At 71.1% G+C, this 14,408-nt stretch carries 13 protein-coding genes and 1 pseudogene; 7 read left to right on the top strand and 7 right to left on the bottom strand.

Annotation, left to right across the window (positions count from 1 at the left end; all coding sequences use genetic code 11):
• Positions 1 to 16: 16 nt before the first annotated feature.
• Positions 17 to 1,879 carry a 3-oxosteroid 1-dehydrogenase gene (gene kstD / locus OHA11_RS45490; RefSeq protein WP_266508245.1) on the bottom strand — a complete coding sequence of 621 codons (1,863 nt, stop codon included), beginning with the start codon at positions 1,877 to 1,879 and terminating at the stop codon, positions 17 to 19.
• 519 nt (positions 1,880 to 2,398) lie between these two features.
• On the opposite strand from kstD, the gene OHA11_RS45485 reads away from it, so the two are divergent.
• Positions 2,399 to 2,920, top strand: coding sequence for a hypothetical protein (locus OHA11_RS45485; RefSeq protein ID WP_266508244.1), 522 nt, complete (start codon positions 2,399 to 2,401; stop codon positions 2,918 to 2,920).
• Here OHA11_RS45485 and OHA11_RS45480 read toward each other — a convergent pair.
• The 6 genes and pseudogenes from OHA11_RS45480 to OHA11_RS45455 all read right to left on the bottom strand — a co-directional run bounded on the left by OHA11_RS45480 (position 2,913) and on the right by OHA11_RS45455 (position 7,350).
• On the bottom strand, positions 2,913 to 3,110 hold the full coding sequence (locus OHA11_RS45480; RefSeq protein WP_266508243.1) for a hypothetical protein: 198 nt from the start codon (positions 3,108 to 3,110) through the stop codon (positions 2,913 to 2,915). The two genes, OHA11_RS45485 and OHA11_RS45480, sit on opposite strands and share 8 nt — an antisense overlap.
• A 207-nt stretch (positions 3,111 to 3,317) precedes the next feature.
• A complete protein-coding gene (locus OHA11_RS45475; protein WP_266508242.1) occupies positions 3,318 to 3,968 on the bottom strand; it encodes a DUF4360 domain-containing protein in 651 nt (216 codons plus the stop codon).
• Positions 3,969 to 4,617: 649 nt separating this feature from the next.
• Positions 4,618 to 4,809 (bottom strand): annotated as a pseudogene (locus OHA11_RS45470) (hypothetical protein); the annotation flags it as partial.
• 40 nt (positions 4,810 to 4,849) lie between these two features.
• Positions 4,850 to 5,383 (bottom strand): GNAT family N-acetyltransferase, encoded by a 534-nt coding sequence (locus tag OHA11_RS45465; protein ID WP_266508241.1) that lies wholly within the window; start codon positions 5,381 to 5,383, stop codon positions 4,850 to 4,852.
• A 7-nt stretch (positions 5,384 to 5,390) separates the two neighbouring features.
• Positions 5,391 to 6,275 carry an SRPBCC family protein gene (locus OHA11_RS45460; protein WP_266508239.1) on the bottom strand — a complete coding sequence of 295 codons (885 nt, stop codon included), beginning with the start codon at positions 6,273 to 6,275 and terminating at the stop codon, positions 5,391 to 5,393.
• 115 nt (positions 6,276 to 6,390) lie between these two features.
• Positions 6,391 to 7,350: a LysR family transcriptional regulator gene (locus OHA11_RS45455; RefSeq protein ID WP_266508237.1), complete on the bottom strand. Its 960-nt coding sequence runs from the start codon at positions 7,348 to 7,350 to the stop codon at positions 6,391 to 6,393.
• Between the two features lie 214 nt (positions 7,351 to 7,564).
• Between OHA11_RS45455 and OHA11_RS45450 the strand changes: the two genes are divergently transcribed.
• Genes OHA11_RS45450 through OHA11_RS45425 form a run of 6 tightly spaced genes read left to right on the top strand, consistent with a single transcriptional unit; the run spans position 7,565 to position 14,408 of the window.
• The gene (locus OHA11_RS45450) at positions 7,565 to 8,458 is read left to right on the top strand and encodes a xanthine dehydrogenase family protein subunit M (protein WP_266508235.1); all 894 of its coding nucleotides are present in this window, start codon (positions 7,565 to 7,567) and stop codon (positions 8,456 to 8,458) included.
• A gap of 5 nt (positions 8,459 to 8,463) precedes the next feature.
• Positions 8,464 to 8,946 carry a (2Fe-2S)-binding protein gene (locus OHA11_RS45445; protein WP_266508234.1) on the top strand — a complete coding sequence of 161 codons (483 nt, stop codon included), beginning with the start codon at positions 8,464 to 8,466 and terminating at the stop codon, positions 8,944 to 8,946.
• Positions 8,943 to 11,318, top strand: coding sequence for an aerobic carbon-monoxide dehydrogenase large subunit (locus OHA11_RS45440; RefSeq protein WP_266508233.1), 2,376 nt, complete (start codon positions 8,943 to 8,945; stop codon positions 11,316 to 11,318). The genes OHA11_RS45445 and OHA11_RS45440 overlap by 4 nt, the downstream gene beginning before the upstream one ends.
• A complete protein-coding gene (locus OHA11_RS45435; protein WP_266508232.1) occupies positions 11,315 to 12,256 on the top strand; it encodes an XdhC family protein in 942 nt (313 codons plus the stop codon). Before OHA11_RS45440 ends, OHA11_RS45435 begins: the two co-directional genes overlap by 4 nt.
• A complete protein-coding gene (locus OHA11_RS45430; RefSeq protein ID WP_266508230.1) occupies positions 12,253 to 13,152 on the top strand; it encodes a MoxR family ATPase in 900 nt (299 codons plus the stop codon). Before OHA11_RS45435 ends, OHA11_RS45430 begins: the two co-directional genes overlap by 4 nt.
• Entirely contained in the window at positions 13,149 to 14,408 is a 1,260-nt protein-coding gene (locus tag OHA11_RS45425) for a VWA domain-containing protein (protein ID WP_266508228.1), read from the top strand. The genes OHA11_RS45430 and OHA11_RS45425 overlap by 4 nt, the downstream gene beginning before the upstream one ends.

The following is a 14,408-nucleotide window of genomic DNA, read 5'->3' as shown; positions in this document are numbered from 1 at the left end:
CCCCTGCATCGCGTTTTCAGGCCCGGGCCGCTGCCGCGATGTCCAGTGCCGCGATGTAGCCGAAGGTCATCGCCGGCCCGATCGTCGAGCCCGCGCCCGCGTAGCTGTGGCCCATGACCGCCGCGCTGGCGTTTCCGGCGGCGTACAGGCCGGGGATGACGGATCCGTCCGGGCGGAGCACGCGTGCCCGGGCGTCCGTACGCAGACCGCCCTTGGTGCCCAGGTCACCCGGGACGATCTTGAAGGCGTAGAAGGGGGCCAACCACAGAGGTGCCAGGCAGGAGTTGGGGAGGATCGCGGGGTCGGTGTAGTAGTGGTCGTAGACGCTGTCGCCGCGGTGGAAGTCCGTGTCCGTGCCGCTGCGGGCAAGGCCGTTGAAGCGGTTGACAGTGGCCCGCAGGGCAGCGGCGGGCACGCCGATCCCGGCGGCGAGGGCGTCGAGGGTCCAGGCCTTGTGGGCGGCGCCGGACGCGTACCAGGAGTCGGGAAGTGTGAACGTCGGTGCGATGTCCCTGAACAGGTAGCGGTTGCGGTAGTTCTGGTCGACGATCAGCCAGGCCGGGATGTCCGGGTCGGTCTCGTTGCGTTCGTACATGGTGTGCACGACATCGCTGTAGGGGGCCGCCTCGTTGACGAAACGGGCTCCGGCCGCGTTGACGAGGAGCCCGCCGGGCAGGGTGCGTTCGGCGAGGCAGAAGTAGGGCTGGCCGGGCAGCGGGATCGCCGGGCCCCACCAGGCGTCGTCCATCAGGTCGAGCGCGGCGCCGGCCCGTCGGCCGGCCTGGATCCCGTCACCGGTGTTCTCCCTGGCCCCGACGGTCCACTCGGTACCGATGGGCTGTTGCTGGTACTGCGCCCGCATGGCCGCGTTGTGCTCGAAGCCGCCGGAACCGACGATCACACCGTGCCGGGCCCGGATCAGCCCCGGGATTCCGTCCTTCGTGACGACCGCGCCCGCGGTAGCACCGTTCTCCGTGTACAGATCGGTGAGCGGGGTGTTCAGCCAGACCGGCACCTGGGCCGTGAGCAGTCCCGCGCGCAGGCCGGCCGCCAGTGACTGCCCCATGGTGAGGGGTTTCTGGCCGAGGAGCGCCGCCCTGGTGCCGCGGGCCAGGCATTCGGTGGCGACGGCGGCGCCCTTCACGCTGACCGCGGAGAGCGCGAGCCACTTGTAGTCGGCGCTGAAGACGACCATGCCGCTGGGGACGGTCAGGTACGGCGGGTTCAGCCGGGCGAGTTCGGCGCCGAGGATGTTCCCGTCGAGCTGGGCGGGTTCGATGGAACGGCCGCCGGGCAGTCCGCCGGGCAGCTCGGGGTAGTAGTCGCTGTACCCCTCCATCCAGCGGAAGCGCAGCGGGCTGTTGGCCAGTACGAACGAGATCATGGCGGGACCCTGCCCGAGGAAGGCCTGCCGGCGTTCCGCGGAGACGTCCGGGCCGACCACCGCGGCCAGATAGGCGGCGGCCTTCGCCGGAGTGTCGGGGACACCGGCGGCGAGGATCACCGGATTGTTCGGGATCCAGATTCCCGCACCGGAGCGCGCCGCCGAACCGCCGAAGGTGGCCGCCTTCTCCACGACCACGCAGCTCAGTCCCTGTTTCGCGGCCGTCAGCGCGGCGGTCATCCCCGCCGCTCCGGATCCGATCACGACGACGTCGTACGTACCGAGCAGGGGCGGTTCGGCCGCGTGACCGACACCGGGGAGGCCGGCCGCGAGCGCGAGCCCACCGACCGTCGCGGCACCGAGCACCCGGCGCCGCGACGGGCCAGGACCAGGACCAGGACCGGGACCGGGACCGGGACCGGGACCGGTGCCGGTGCCGGTGCCGGGCGCGGAGGGGGATTCGGTACGTCTCGCAGGATCCGCGCTGGTCGACATGGCAGCACTCCAACAGGGCGATGGAAGGTGAGGTCGCGCTGTGTCCCCCGGGAGTCAACTGACCTGTGGCGTCCCGGTTCTGATACGGAGTCAGGAATCTGGCGCGGGGGTCTTGTGAAGTCAAGAGGCACGCCGCCCCCGCGGACGGCCGTAAGGGGTCGCAGACCATGACGACCCGCCGGCCGGCCATCAGCCGTCCTCCTCATACGGATCGGCAGCCGGGACAAGGAATTCTCCGGCGCCGTAGTTCAGACTCCGCGCGGTTCTCACCAACGGCGTCAGCGGGTCTCTGCGGAAAGGCCGGAAGCGACGAAGTCGTAAGCGAGGAAGCCGGAAGCGTCGAAGGATCCCGCGTCGGCAGATTGTTCTATGGACAAACGCCACGGCGCGCCACCCCTTCCACTGGATAGATATATCTATGAATATGACCCTGGGCATCTCCTCGGGAAACACGGAGCCGCGCCCGCAGAGGGGGTATCACGTCCGCTCACACGGGCTACCGGTTCGAAGAGGAGACACATGAGAAGCGCTCCCCACCATCAAGCCGTGGAGTGGCTGGCGGCAGCCGCGGTGGACCCCCGGGCCTGCAAGCGCGAATGGGAACACGGAGCGAGTGGCGCCGTACTGCTCCCGTCGGGACGGTTCTGGGACGTCCTCAGCGTGCCCGAAGAGATCGGCCTGTTCGCCCTGGACGCTCTGTTGCGCCTCCCGCTGCCGATGCCCGGGCCCACGCTCGCCGATTTCGGCGCCCACCGGATCGGATTCTTCCTGCCCCCGGACCCGGGGAGCCGCTGGGTGGGGCAGGACATCCGCTACTCCGGGAAGGGTTCCTGGATCGCGGTGCCCTCGCCGCGCCGGACCACCGGCACCCTGCGCTGGCTGGTTCCGCCCGATGGCCACGGCACCCTGCATCTCCCGACCGCCCTGGAAGTGGCGCTCCATCAGGCCACGGAGATGCTCTCCGCCCTGGTGAACGGAGAACAAGCGCGCCCCGTCGGCCGCACGGCGCGCCCCGGGCCGGATCGCGGTCTCCTCAACTGAGTACGGCGGTCGGGTTGGGCCGCCGCGCCTCGTGCCACCGAGGTACCACGCGGCCGCGGGCCTGCCAGTCGGCGACCAGCGCGGCGTAGATCGGCGGGTCCGTCCAGTGGGCGTCGGCGCGTTCGACGGACCGCCGGTACTGGCCCTCGCGGCCCAGGAAGGGCCCCGTTGTGGCGAATGTGCTGTCCATGTCCGTGCAACGGGGCTCGTGCGCCGGTGGTACGCCCTCAGCGGCCAGGGCACCGGATCGAGGGAGCACACGCCCCTCGTTCGGGGCCATGTTTTCATCGGACCAGCCGATGTATCCCCGCCATGTGTCCCCCATCGGCAAGGTCATGCCCGCACATGCCGCACCCTGACCGGCTCCGGTGCGATGGAGCCGGCCAGGGCGATCGGGTCAGGAGCTGGGGCACTCCTTCCAGGCCAGGTGGTAGATGGTGCTGATGTCACCGTCGGTCGAGTCCATGGTCATGAAGCTGGTGCTGCCGGGAGTGGATGTGCCCGCGCTCACGCGGAGTTCGGTGTTGATGTTGAAGTTCCGCTGCACACCGCAGGGCGCCCAGACCAGCTGCGCCCACTCCGTTGTGTCCGTGGCCTGCCAGTTGTCGTCGTAGGGGCCCCTGAAGGGGTGCGTGATGGAGGCCGTGTTCGGCGAACCCTGGAAGTAGTACGAGGCCTTCTCGGTGCTGCTCGCACCCGCCTTGAGCGAGGCGAAGCCGCGGTAGTCCGTGCTGGCGATGGCGTATGTGAAGCCCCCCGGCACGGCGACGGTCAGGTTGAGCTGGCAGTTCTTGCGGAACGCGGTGGGGTCGGAGTTGCCGCCCACCTGGGCGAGGTAGTCGCTGTAGGTCACCGTGAACGCGGTGTTGTCCGGGGACACGGCGACGGCGGCGGTGCCCTGGGGACAGCCGGAGCCGTTCACCGTGGCGACCTTGATGACGATCTTGTCCGGGGGCGGGTCGACGATCCCGGTGGACGGGTCCTGCGCGGGGAGTGCGGTGGCGAACAGAGCGGCGACCGCGCCGCTCAACAGCATTGCACCAGCCATGGTGCTCCAATCCGTTGCGTCGGTGTTCCTACGGCGGGCGAACGTGCCCCGCCGTGAAATGGGGGGTGCGGTCGCCGCGTGCGCGACGAGCCGTCACGGACCAGGTGCGTTGGACCAGACATCGAGCATGGCGACGCATGCACATGGTCATGCGCATGCCAAAGTCACGCCCGTACGAGCCCGGCCTTGTGAAGGAGCTGTGAAGACCGGAGCGGTCGCATCGTATGTACGCCCGCCGGAAGCAGCCAGGTCGAACTCCGGCCATTCCTCGGCCTTGTTCCCAGCCACGGGTCCCGGACCTTGCCCTTCCGGTCGCGCCCGCCGGGTTCGTGATCTTCGTTTGTCCAGCATTCACGAGCCCCGGCAGCGCCCGTTGCCGGGCCGCCCCGTGTCATCGCCGTGAGGGGACAGCCGTATGCCCCCAGGCCGCCAGAGACCGTCGTCGCGGCACTCCCCGGAACTGCGGGCCGCCGCGCGCCACGTCGCGCGCCGCCGTTTCCTCACCGTCTCCGCGGCGGCAGCCGCACTCGCCTTCGGCACACACCTGCCCGCCCCCGGCGCGGCGAGCGCCGCCGAGCTCGACGCGGCGAGGATCGCTGAACCTGAGCCCGTGACCGCCGGTCCGGTCCGCGCCCGTAGCCGACAGGCCTCAGGACTCGGCCCGGTGGCGAACTGCCGAGAGCAGCCGCCGCACGCCCACCGCGTGCCCGCCGGTCCCGAGGACGAGCCACCGGTAGAGGCCGCCGGCCGGGCCGGGGAACCTGGCCCGGGTCTCGGCGGTCAACCGTGACCGGCCCGGACCCATGGGTTCCAGACGAAAGATCAGCGTGTACGACGAGAAGTCGGCCGCCCGGTCCTGCGGCCCACCGCCGACGAGTTCGTCAGCCCTCGAACTCCGTCAGGTCGATCCCGTACACCTGCACGTCGTTTCCGTGAACCAGGTCCTGTGCCCCGCCTTCCGCGTGCATACCGAGCTTGTCCAGCACGTTCAACGACCCGGTGTCGGCCGTGCGGCACACGGCCACGATCCGGTCGATGCCACGGTCCTGCAGGGCGAATTCAAGTGTGGCGTGGGCCGCCTCAGAGGCATAGCCCTGCCCCCAGAAGACCCGCGCGAGCCGCCAGGCGATCGCCACCTGCCCCGCGACCACGGCCGGGGAATCAGGAACGTACAGGCCGACCGCCCCCGCCAGTTCGCCCGATCCGAGGAGTTCGACGGCGAAGATCCCGAAGCCCTCCTCGTCCCACTCCTCCTCCCACGCCTCGATGTCCTCGGCGGTCTGTTCCAGGGAGCGGGGCGTACCGTCGCCGATCCATTGCATCACCGTCGGGTCGGCGTGGATCTCGGAGAGGGGTACGAGGTCGTCGTCCTGCCAGCGGCGCAGCAGGAGACGGGGGGTACGGATTTCGGTCATGCCCCCATCATCGCGTGAGCCAGACGACGAGAATGACCACGACCACGGCGAGAACGATCACCGCCGGAAGAGCGCGCTTGAGCACGGCGCCGCGCGCGACGCTCATCAGGTCCAGCGGCTGCGGTGCGGCAGCGGCCGGTGTGCGGGAGGCGGCGGGCACCGCCGCGGGGCGGACGCCGTTCGAGGCGGGGGCGAGGATGGGGGTAGGGGTAGGGGCGGGGGTGGCCGGAGCGGTCTTCCTCGCGGCCTCGGCGGCAGGGGTGCTCGCCTCCGTGGTCCCTCCGGCGGGAGCGGATTCCGCCGTGCCCCCTCCGGCGGCAGCGGTTTCCGCCGTCGCACTCGATCCGGTCACGGCTTCCGCCGTCGGCGCGACCGATTCCTTCGCCTGGTCCTGCCCCTGCCCCTGCTCCTGCTCCTGCTCCTGCTCCTGCCCCTGCTCCTGTCGCCGCTCCGTCGCGAGTTGTCCCTCCAGGTTGTCGACGAACTGGGTCAGCAATTTCCCGCTGACCTCCTCGATCACGCCTCTGCCGAACTGGGCGATCCGGCCCGTGATGGTGAGGTGCGTGTCCACCGTCACCCGCGTTCCGTCGCCGTCCTGGACGAGTCGGGCGGTGACAAGGGCGTCGGCGTTTCCCTGGCCGCGGGTGTCACGGCCGCGCGCGTGGAGTACCGCCGTACGCGCTTCGTCGTCCTTCTCCTCGAAGGAGACGACGCCCTTGTACTGGACGGTCATGGGGCCGACCTTGACCTTGACGACGCCGTTGTAGGTGTCGCCGTCCACGCCGGTGAGCTGGGCGCCGGGCATACAGGGAGCGATCCGCTCCACGTCGGTCAGCAGCGACCAGGCCTGGTCGGGCGGCAGGTTCACTCGGAACTCGTTGGTGAAATCCATGACGGACACACGATGGGCGCGGGCTGTCGGGCCGTCAATCCGCTCTTCAGGGTTTGCTTAAGACGCCGTGCGCGGGAGGCTGGAACCCATGGTTCGACCGCCCGCCGCGAACCCGTCAGCTCCAGATCGTGACGTGGACCGGTGGTCGGAACTCGTTCATCGGAACGCCCTTGGAGCGGGTCAGCACCGCCTGCGTCGCGGCCGGTGTCGTGACGAAGCGGCACAGCGCGGCGGCGGTCGTCGAGCGCCGTTCGCCGGTGAGCGCGCTCGCGTACAGCAGGCCGGTGAGCCGGGCGCCGCACACGTCGAGCACGGCCAGTGACCCGCGCCGCAGTTCGTCGCGTACGACGTGGTGGAAGGCGATGGACAGTCCGGCCCCGCCGGCCACCGCGTTGAGGGAAGCCGTGACGCTGGTGAAGGCCTTGGCCTTCGCGGCTTCGACTCCGACGTGGGCGAGGAAGGCGCCGGACAGGGTGTCCGGGTCCAGTCCGGCAGGGCCCAGCAGCCATGGCTCGTGGGCCAGTTGGGCGGGGGCCAGTCGCTGCCGGTGCCTGAGCGGGTGGTCCGGCGCCGCGACGACGACGAGTCGGAAGCGCAGGAAGGGGATCGACTCGACGCCCGGTTCCGGGCGCGGTGCCGGGCCGATCGCGACATCGGCACGGCGGTCGCGGAGCAACTCGCCGAAGACCGCCACCGGTACGGCGAGGGTGTCGGCGTCCAGGTCGGGCTGTCGCCGCCCGAAGGCCGCGAGCAGCGCGGGGAGGACCTGTTCGGCCCCGGCTTCGGTGGCCGCCACCCGCAGTTGGGCGGTGCCCGAGCTGGCCTGGCGGACCCGGTGGCGGGTCTCCTCGGCGAGGCCGACGATCTCGGCGGCTCCGGCGGCGAGGCGTCTGCCGCCCGGGGTGAGACTGATCCCGCCGGCGGCCCGGATGAACAGCAGGTCACCGAGTTCACGGCGGAGCGCGCCGACCGCACCGGAGACCGCCGCCTCGGTGACGCCGAGCGACTCCGCGGCGCCCTTGACCGAGCCCAGACGGGCCACCGTGACGAATGCGCGGAGCTGAGTCAGCGTCATGTCCGCCATTACAACGGCTGTTCTACCGGTAGGACCCCCTCCGGTACCCAGGTGTCTTAAGCATTCGCTTCAGTCGCCGTTGACCGCCCCCTTCCTGCGCGCAATTGTTCCCCCGGACCACCGGAAACCGGCCAGGTCCTCAATCGACGGACGGCTCCCGAGCGCGGTGCGTCACACCCGCGTGCCGGGCGGCCTGTCCGGGAGGGAGCGTGCCGTGCAGGTACCCGCTTCGTTCGACTACCAGCGCGCCCAGAGTGTGGACGAGGCGCTGGAACTGCTGCGGCGCTACGGCGAGGAGGCGCGGGTCGTGGCCGGCGGACACAGTCTGCTGCCGATGATGAAGCTGCGCCTGGCGGCCCCCGAGGTCCTCGTCGACATCAACGACCTGCACGAACTGGACCACATCGTCCTGGTCGGCGACGAGCTGCGCGTCGGCGCCCTCACCCGGCACCGCACGCTGTTGGAGTCGGAGTTGGTCGGCCGGTACTTTCCCCTCGTCCACGACGCGGAGAAGGTCATCGCCGACCCGCCGGTCCGCAACCGGGGCACGATCGGCGGCTCCCTCTGCCAGGCCGATCCGTCGGAGGACCTCTCCGCGGTGTGCGGCGCGCTGCACGCCCGCGCCGTCATCCGTGGGGCGGGCGGCGAACGCATCGTCTCCATGGCCGACTTCCACCAAGGACCGTACGAAACGGCCGTGGGCGTCGGCGAGATGCTGGTCGAGGTGCGGCTGCCGGTCCTGCCGGGTGCGGGCAGCGCGTACGAGAAGGTCGAGCGCAAGGCCGGGGACTGGGCCGTCGCCGCGGCGGGGGTGGCCCTGACCCTGCGCGAGGGGCGGATCGCCGACGCGGGCGTGGGCCTGGCGGCGGTCGGCGCCGGGGCGCTGAACCTCCACGCGGTCCAGACGCTGCTGAACGGCAGCGAACCGTCCGAGGCGCTGTACGAGGAGGCGGCCCGGGTGGCGTCCGAGAGCTGTTCGCCGGTGACGGACGGCCGGGGCAGCGCCGAGTACAAGCGGCATCTGGCCGGCGAACTCACCCGGCGGGCGCTGCGGCGGGCAGTCGCCCGGGCCGGGCGGCCCACCGGGTCCACGGCAAGGGAGACGTGAGACTCATGCGGATCACCGTCAACGTCAACGGCGACGACCACACCCGGGAGGTCGAGCCCCGGCATCTGCTCGTGCGCTTCCTCCGTGACGACCTGGAACTGACCGGCACCCACTGGGGCTGCGACACCAGCAACTGCGGTACGTGCGTGGTCCTGATGGACGGCGAGCCGGTCAAGAGCTGTACGGTCCTGGCGGTCATGGCGGCCGGTCATGAGATCCGTACGGTCGAGGACCTGGCGGACGGCGCCGAACTCGACCCCGTACAGCAGGGATTCATCGAACAGCACGGCTTGCAGTGCGGGTTCTGCACCCCGGGCATGATGCTCACCGGCCGGGCGCTCCTGGACCGCAACCCGGATCCGTCCGAGCAGGAGATCCGGGAGGCCATCTCCGGCCAGCTGTGCCGGTGCACCGGCTATCTGAACATCGTCAAGTCCATCCAGTGGGCGGCGAGGAACGGCCAGGAGGCCGCGGGGAGTCAGACATGACCACCGTCGAAGAACCGGACTCCGCCCCTCAGGAACGGCCCATCGGCTTCGGCCGGATGAAGCGCAAGGAGGACCCGCGCTTCGTACGCGGCAAAGGCCGCTACGTGGACGACATCCAGCTGCCCGGCATGCTGCACGGGGCCGTGCTGCGCAGCCCGTTCGCGCACGCCCGGATCGTCTCGATCGACACCTCGGCAGCCGAGGCCCACCCCAAGGTCAAGGCGGTGATCACCGGCGAGACGCTCGCGGGCCTGGGCCTCGCCTGGATGCCCACGCTGTCGATGGACACCCAGGCCGTGCTCGCCACCGACAAGGTGCGTTTCCAGGGGCAGGAGGTCGCGTTCGTCGTCGCCGAGGACCACTACGCGGCACGCGACGCGATCGAACTGATCGACGTCGAGTACGAACCCCTGGACGCGGTCGTCAACGCCCGGCACGCCCTGGACGCGGACGCGCCCCTCATCCGGGACGACCTGGAGGGCCGTACGGACAACCACATCTTCGACTGGGAGGCGGGCGACAGCGCGGCCACCGACGAGGTGTTCGCGCGGGCCGACGTCGTGGTCGAGCAGACGATGCTCTACCCGCGGGTCCACCCGGCCCCGTTGGAGACGTGCGGCGCGGTCGCCTCGATGGACCCGGTCGACGGCAAACTCACCCTCTACTCCACCACCCAGGCCCCGCACGCCCACCGCACCCTCTACGCGATGGTGGCCGGCATCCCCGAGCACAAGATCCGGGTCGTCTCCCCCGACATCGGCGGCGGCTTCGGCAACAAGGTCGGCATCTACCCGGGTTACGTGTGCGCGGTCGTCGGTTCGATCGTCACCGGGCGGCCCGTGAAGTGGATGGAGGACCGCTCCGAGAACCTGATGAGCACCTCCTTCGCCCGCGACTACCACATGACCGGCGAGATCGCCGCGACCCGGGACGGCAGGATCCTGGGTGTACGGGTCAAGGTCCTCGCCGACCACGGCGCCTTCAACTCCACGGCACAGCCCACGAAATACCCGGCCGGCTTCTTCCACATCTTCACCGGCTCGTACGACATCGAGGCCGCGCACTGCTCGGTCACCGGCGTCTACACCAACAAGGCGCCCGGCGGCGTCGCGTACGCCTGCTCCTTCCGGGTCACCGAGGCGGTCTATCTGATCGAGCGGATGGTGGACTGTCTGGCGGCCGAACTGGACGCCGATCCGGCCGAGTTGAGGATGCGCAACCTGCTGCGGCCGGAGCAGTTCCCCTACGAGAACAAGACCGGCTGGACGTACGACTCCGGCGACTACCCCGCCTGTCTGCGCAAGGCCCTGGACCTCGCCGGGTACGAGGAGCTGCGCAAGGAGCAGAGCGAGAAGCGGGCCCGGGGCGAACTCATGGGCATCGGGCTGTCGTTCTTCACCGAGACGGTGGGCGCCGGGCCGCGCAAGCACATGGACATCCTCGGCCTCGGCATGGCCGACGGCTGCGAACTGCGCGTCCACCCGACCGGCAAGGCGGTGGTCCGGCTGAGCGTGCAGACACAGGGGCAGGGCCACGAGACGACGTTCGCGCAGATCGTCGCCGAGGAACTGGGCATCCCGCCCGAGGACATCGACGTCGTGCACGGCGACACCGACCAGACGCCGTTCGGGCTCGGTACGTACGGCAGTCGCTCAACTCCCGTATCAGGAGCGGCTGCCGCGGTGGTCGCGCGCAAAGTGCGCGACAAGGCGCGGATCATCGCCGGGGCCATGCTGGAGGTGTCTCCCGACGATCTCGAATGGACCAAGGGCCGTTGGTCGGTCGCGGGCGACCCGGCGATGACGAAGACGATCCAGGAGATCGCGCTCGCCGCGCACGGGGCGCTGGAACTGCCGGAGGGGGTGGAAGGGCACCTGGAGGCGACGACCGTCTACAACCCGCCCAATCTGACGTACCCCTTCGGCGCGTACGTCTGCGTGGTCGACGTCGACTCCGGCACGGGCGCGGTGAAGGTGCGGCGCTTCATCGCGGTGGACGACTGCGGGACCCGTATCAACCCGATGATCATCGAGGGGCAGGTGCACGGCGGGCTGGCCGACGGGGTCGGGATGGCGCTGATGGAGTTGATCAGCTTCGACGAGGACGGCAACTGCCTCTCCGGCTCCTTCATGGACTATCTGCTGCCGACCGCGCTGGAGGTCCCGGCCTGGGAGCTGGACCACACCGTCACCCCCTCCCCGCACCATCCGATCGGCGCGAAGGGCATCGGCGAGTCCGCGACCGTCGGTTCGCCGCCTGCCGTCGTCAACGCGGTCCTCGACGCGATCGGCGTCCGTCACGCCGACATGCCCCTGACGCCGAGCCGGGTGTGGCACGCGCTGCACCGGGGCGGGGTGGAGGCACCCCAATGAGCCCTGCCGCACCCCCACTTGAGGCACGCATGGCCGAACTGACCGGACGCCACGAGCCGTTCGTGAAGGCCACCGTGGTGCGCGCCCGTCGTCCGGCGAGCGCGCGCCCGGGCGACACCGCGCTGGTCCTCGCGGACGGCCGGATCGAGGGTTTCGTCGGCGGTGTCTGCGCCGAGGCCACGGTCCGGGCCCAGGCGCTACGGACCCTGCGCAGCGGCGAGTCCCTGTTGCTGCGCATCTCGCCCGAGGAGACGGCGGCGGGCGTGCGGGAGGAGGGCATGGTCAGTGTCGCCAACCCCTGCCTGTCCGGCGGTGAGTTGGAGATCTTCCTGGAACCGCTGCGGCCCGTGCCGCGCGTCACGGTCGTCGGTGACTCCCCCATCGCCCGCGCCCTGACGGCCTTCGGGCCGACCCTCGGTTACGAGATCACACCGACCGGTGGGATCACCGCGGACGACCTGTCCGGAACCCTGGCGGTGGTGATCGCCTCGCACGGCCGGGACGAGGAACCCGTACTCGTCGCGGCGGTGCGCGCCGGGGTGCCGTACATCGGCCTGGTCGCCAGTCCCCGGCGGGGCGCCGCGGTGCTGGCGGGGCTGGACCTCGACGACGAGCAGCGCGCCCGCGTGCGCACCCCGGCGGGGCTGTGGATCGGAGCCCGTACACCGGGCGAGATCGCGGTGTCGATCCTGGCGGAGGTCATCCAGGTGGCGGGCAGCCGTTCCGCAGAGGCGGAGGCGAAGGCAGGGGTGAAGGCGGAGGCGGAGGAAGCCGTGCGGACAGCCACCGACCCCGTGTGCGGGATGACGGTCGCCGTCGCGGACGGGACCCCGTACTCCGACGCGGGTGGCGGCGACCGCCGCTGGTTCTGCTGCGCCGGCTGCCGTACGGCGTACGAGCAGGACCCCGCCCCCTACGCGGAGGCCGCCGCGTCGTGAGCGAGTACGTCGAGCGCTGTCTGCCGGGCGTCGAGAGTCTGCGGGCCGCGCTGGACTCGCTGGGGTATCTCGCCGACGACGGGCTGGCCACCGCGCTCTTCCTCGCCCTGCGCCTGCCGCAGCCGCTGCTCCTGGAGGGCGAGGCAGGCGTCGGCAAGACCGAGGCGGCCAAGGCGGTGGCCGCGATCCTGGGCAGCCCGCTGATCCGTCTGCAGTGCTACGACGGCCTGGACGCGGCGGAGGCGCTGTACGAGTGGAACTATCCGCGCCAGTTGCTCGGCATCCGCCTCGCCGAGTCCCGGCACGAACAGCTCGGCGAGGCGGACCTGTTCAGCGAGCAGTACCTGCTGCGGCGGCCCGTACTAGCGGCGCTCACCCATCCCGGCCCCGCGCCCGCCGTGCTGCTCATCGACGAGATCGACCGCGCGGACGACGACTTCGAGGCGTTCCTGCTGGAAGTGCTGGCCGAGGCGGCGGTGACCATCCCGGAACTCGGCACCGTCCGGGCCACCGTGCCGCCCGTCGTCCTCCTCACCTCCAACCGCACCCGCGACCTCCACGACGCGCTCAAACGCCGGTGCCTCTACCACTGGATCGACTATCCGGACACGGAACGGATCGTCGAGATCGTGCGCCGCCGGGTGCCCGGGACGTCACGGGAGCTGGCGGTGGCGGTATCGGCGGCGGTACGGCGCCTGCGCGCACTGGAGGTGCAGAAGGCGCCGGGCGTCGCCGAGACCATCGACTGGATCTCCGCGCTGAACCTGCTCGGCGTACCCCGTCTCGACGCCGGCAGTGCCGGGCGCACGCTCGGCTCCCTGCTGAAGTACCGGGAGGACCAGGAGCTGGTGCGCGAGCGCGGCCTGGACTGGCTGGTCGCGGGCCGGCAGCCGTGACCGCGGCGGCGGTTCCGCTCTTCGACCGGGCCGAGTTCGGCGCCCGGCTCGGCGAGGAACTGCGACGCGCCGGGGTGACGGTGACCCCGGAGCGGTCGGTGCGGTGCCTTCAGGCGCTGCGTCTGCTGCCGCCGGTGGACCGTACGGGGCTGTACTGGGCGGCACGGCTGGCGTTCGTGACGGATCGCGAGCAGATCGAGCCGTTCGACCGGGTCTTCGACGCGGTGTTCGCGGGCGGGCGACGCTCGGTGGCCGTTCGCAGGGCTGATGGCACGTCCGAGCCCGCGCCGGGCGCCGAACCCGAACCCGGGCGGCTCCCGCCGCTCTCCGGTCTCGGCCCGGACCCCACCCGCGCTCCCCTGCCCCACGGCGCCTTCGGCCAGGCATCGGACCGCGACCGTACCCAGGCCCCCGACAAGGACCGGCGGACCGAGGAGCTGCCGACGGCGGGCAGTGCGGCCGAAGTCCTCGCGCACAAGGACTTCGCCGCCCTCGAACCCGGCGAACTGGCCGAACTCAACCGCCTCCTGGCCCTGTTGACGCTGAAGGCGCCCATGCGCCGAGGCCGCCGCCAGGAGACCGACCATCGGGGCCGCCGCATCGACCTGCGCCGTACGTTGCGCGCTGGACAGCGCACCGGCGGCGAGGCGGTGGTGCTGGCGCGCAGCCGCCACCGTCTGCGGCGGCGACGGCTGGTGCTGCTGTGCGACATCTCCCGTTCCATGGAGCCGTACACACGGGCCTACCTGCGGCTCTTTCCACGAGCGGCGGCCGGTGCGGCGGCCGAGGCGTTCGTCTTCGCGACCCGCCTCACCCGGCTGACCCCCGTGCTGCGGCACACGGGTCCGTCCGGCGTGAACGCCGCGCTGCGCCGAGCGGGCGCCACCGCGCCCGACTGGTCGGGCGGAACCCGCATCGGCCACGCGCTGGGCGAGTTCACCAACCGGTTCGGCCGCCGGGGCATGGCCCGCGGCGCCGTCGTGGTGATCTTCTCCGACGGCTGGGAGGGCGAGGACCCCGGCGCCGTGGGCCGCGAAATGGCCCGCCTGGCACGACTCGCCCACCGCATCGTCTGGGTCAACCCCCGCAGAGCGACCCCCGGATTCGCCCCTCGCACGGGCGGCATGGCCGCCGCGCTCCCGTACTGCGACGCGTTCGTCAGCGGCCACAGCCTCACGGCTCTCATGGAGGTGGTGGAGGCGATCGCGGGCAACGAGACGGTCGTGCGGCAGCGCGTCGACGTCGGCCAAAAGTGA

Source organism: Streptomyces sp. NBC_00878 (genome assembly GCF_026341515.1).
GTDB lineage: Bacteria > Actinomycetota > Actinomycetes > Streptomycetales > Streptomycetaceae > Streptomyces.
The sequence above is the reverse complement of the archived record's forward strand: the minus strand, read 5'-3'. Positions and strand labels throughout refer to the sequence as shown.

Coding starts and splice junctions, on each gene's coding strand:
- kstD (WP_266508245.1), bottom strand. CDS start 1,879: ATGTCGACCAGCGCGGATCCTGCGAGACGTACCGAATCCCCCTCCGCG.
- OHA11_RS45485 (WP_266508244.1), top strand. CDS start 2,399: ATGAGAAGCGCTCCCCACCATCAAGCCGTGGAGTGGCTGGCGGCAGCC.
- OHA11_RS45480 (WP_266508243.1), bottom strand. CDS start 3,110: ATGGACAGCACATTCGCCACAACGGGGCCCTTCCTGGGCCGCGAGGGC.
- OHA11_RS45475 (WP_266508242.1), bottom strand. CDS start 3,968: ATGGCTGGTGCAATGCTGTTGAGCGGCGCGGTCGCCGCTCTGTTCGCC.
- OHA11_RS45465 (WP_266508241.1), bottom strand. CDS start 5,383: ATGACCGAAATCCGTACCCCCCGTCTCCTGCTGCGCCGCTGGCAGGAC.
- OHA11_RS45460 (WP_266508239.1), bottom strand. CDS start 6,275: ATGGATTTCACCAACGAGTTCCGAGTGAACCTGCCGCCCGACCAGGCC.
- OHA11_RS45455 (WP_266508237.1), bottom strand. CDS start 7,350: ATGACGCTGACTCAGCTCCGCGCATTCGTCACGGTGGCCCGTCTGGGC.
- OHA11_RS45445 (WP_266508234.1), top strand. CDS start 8,464: ATGCGGATCACCGTCAACGTCAACGGCGACGACCACACCCGGGAGGTC.
- OHA11_RS45440 (WP_266508233.1), top strand. CDS start 8,943: ATGACCACCGTCGAAGAACCGGACTCCGCCCCTCAGGAACGGCCCATC.
- OHA11_RS45435 (WP_266508232.1), top strand. CDS start 11,315: ATGAGCCCTGCCGCACCCCCACTTGAGGCACGCATGGCCGAACTGACC.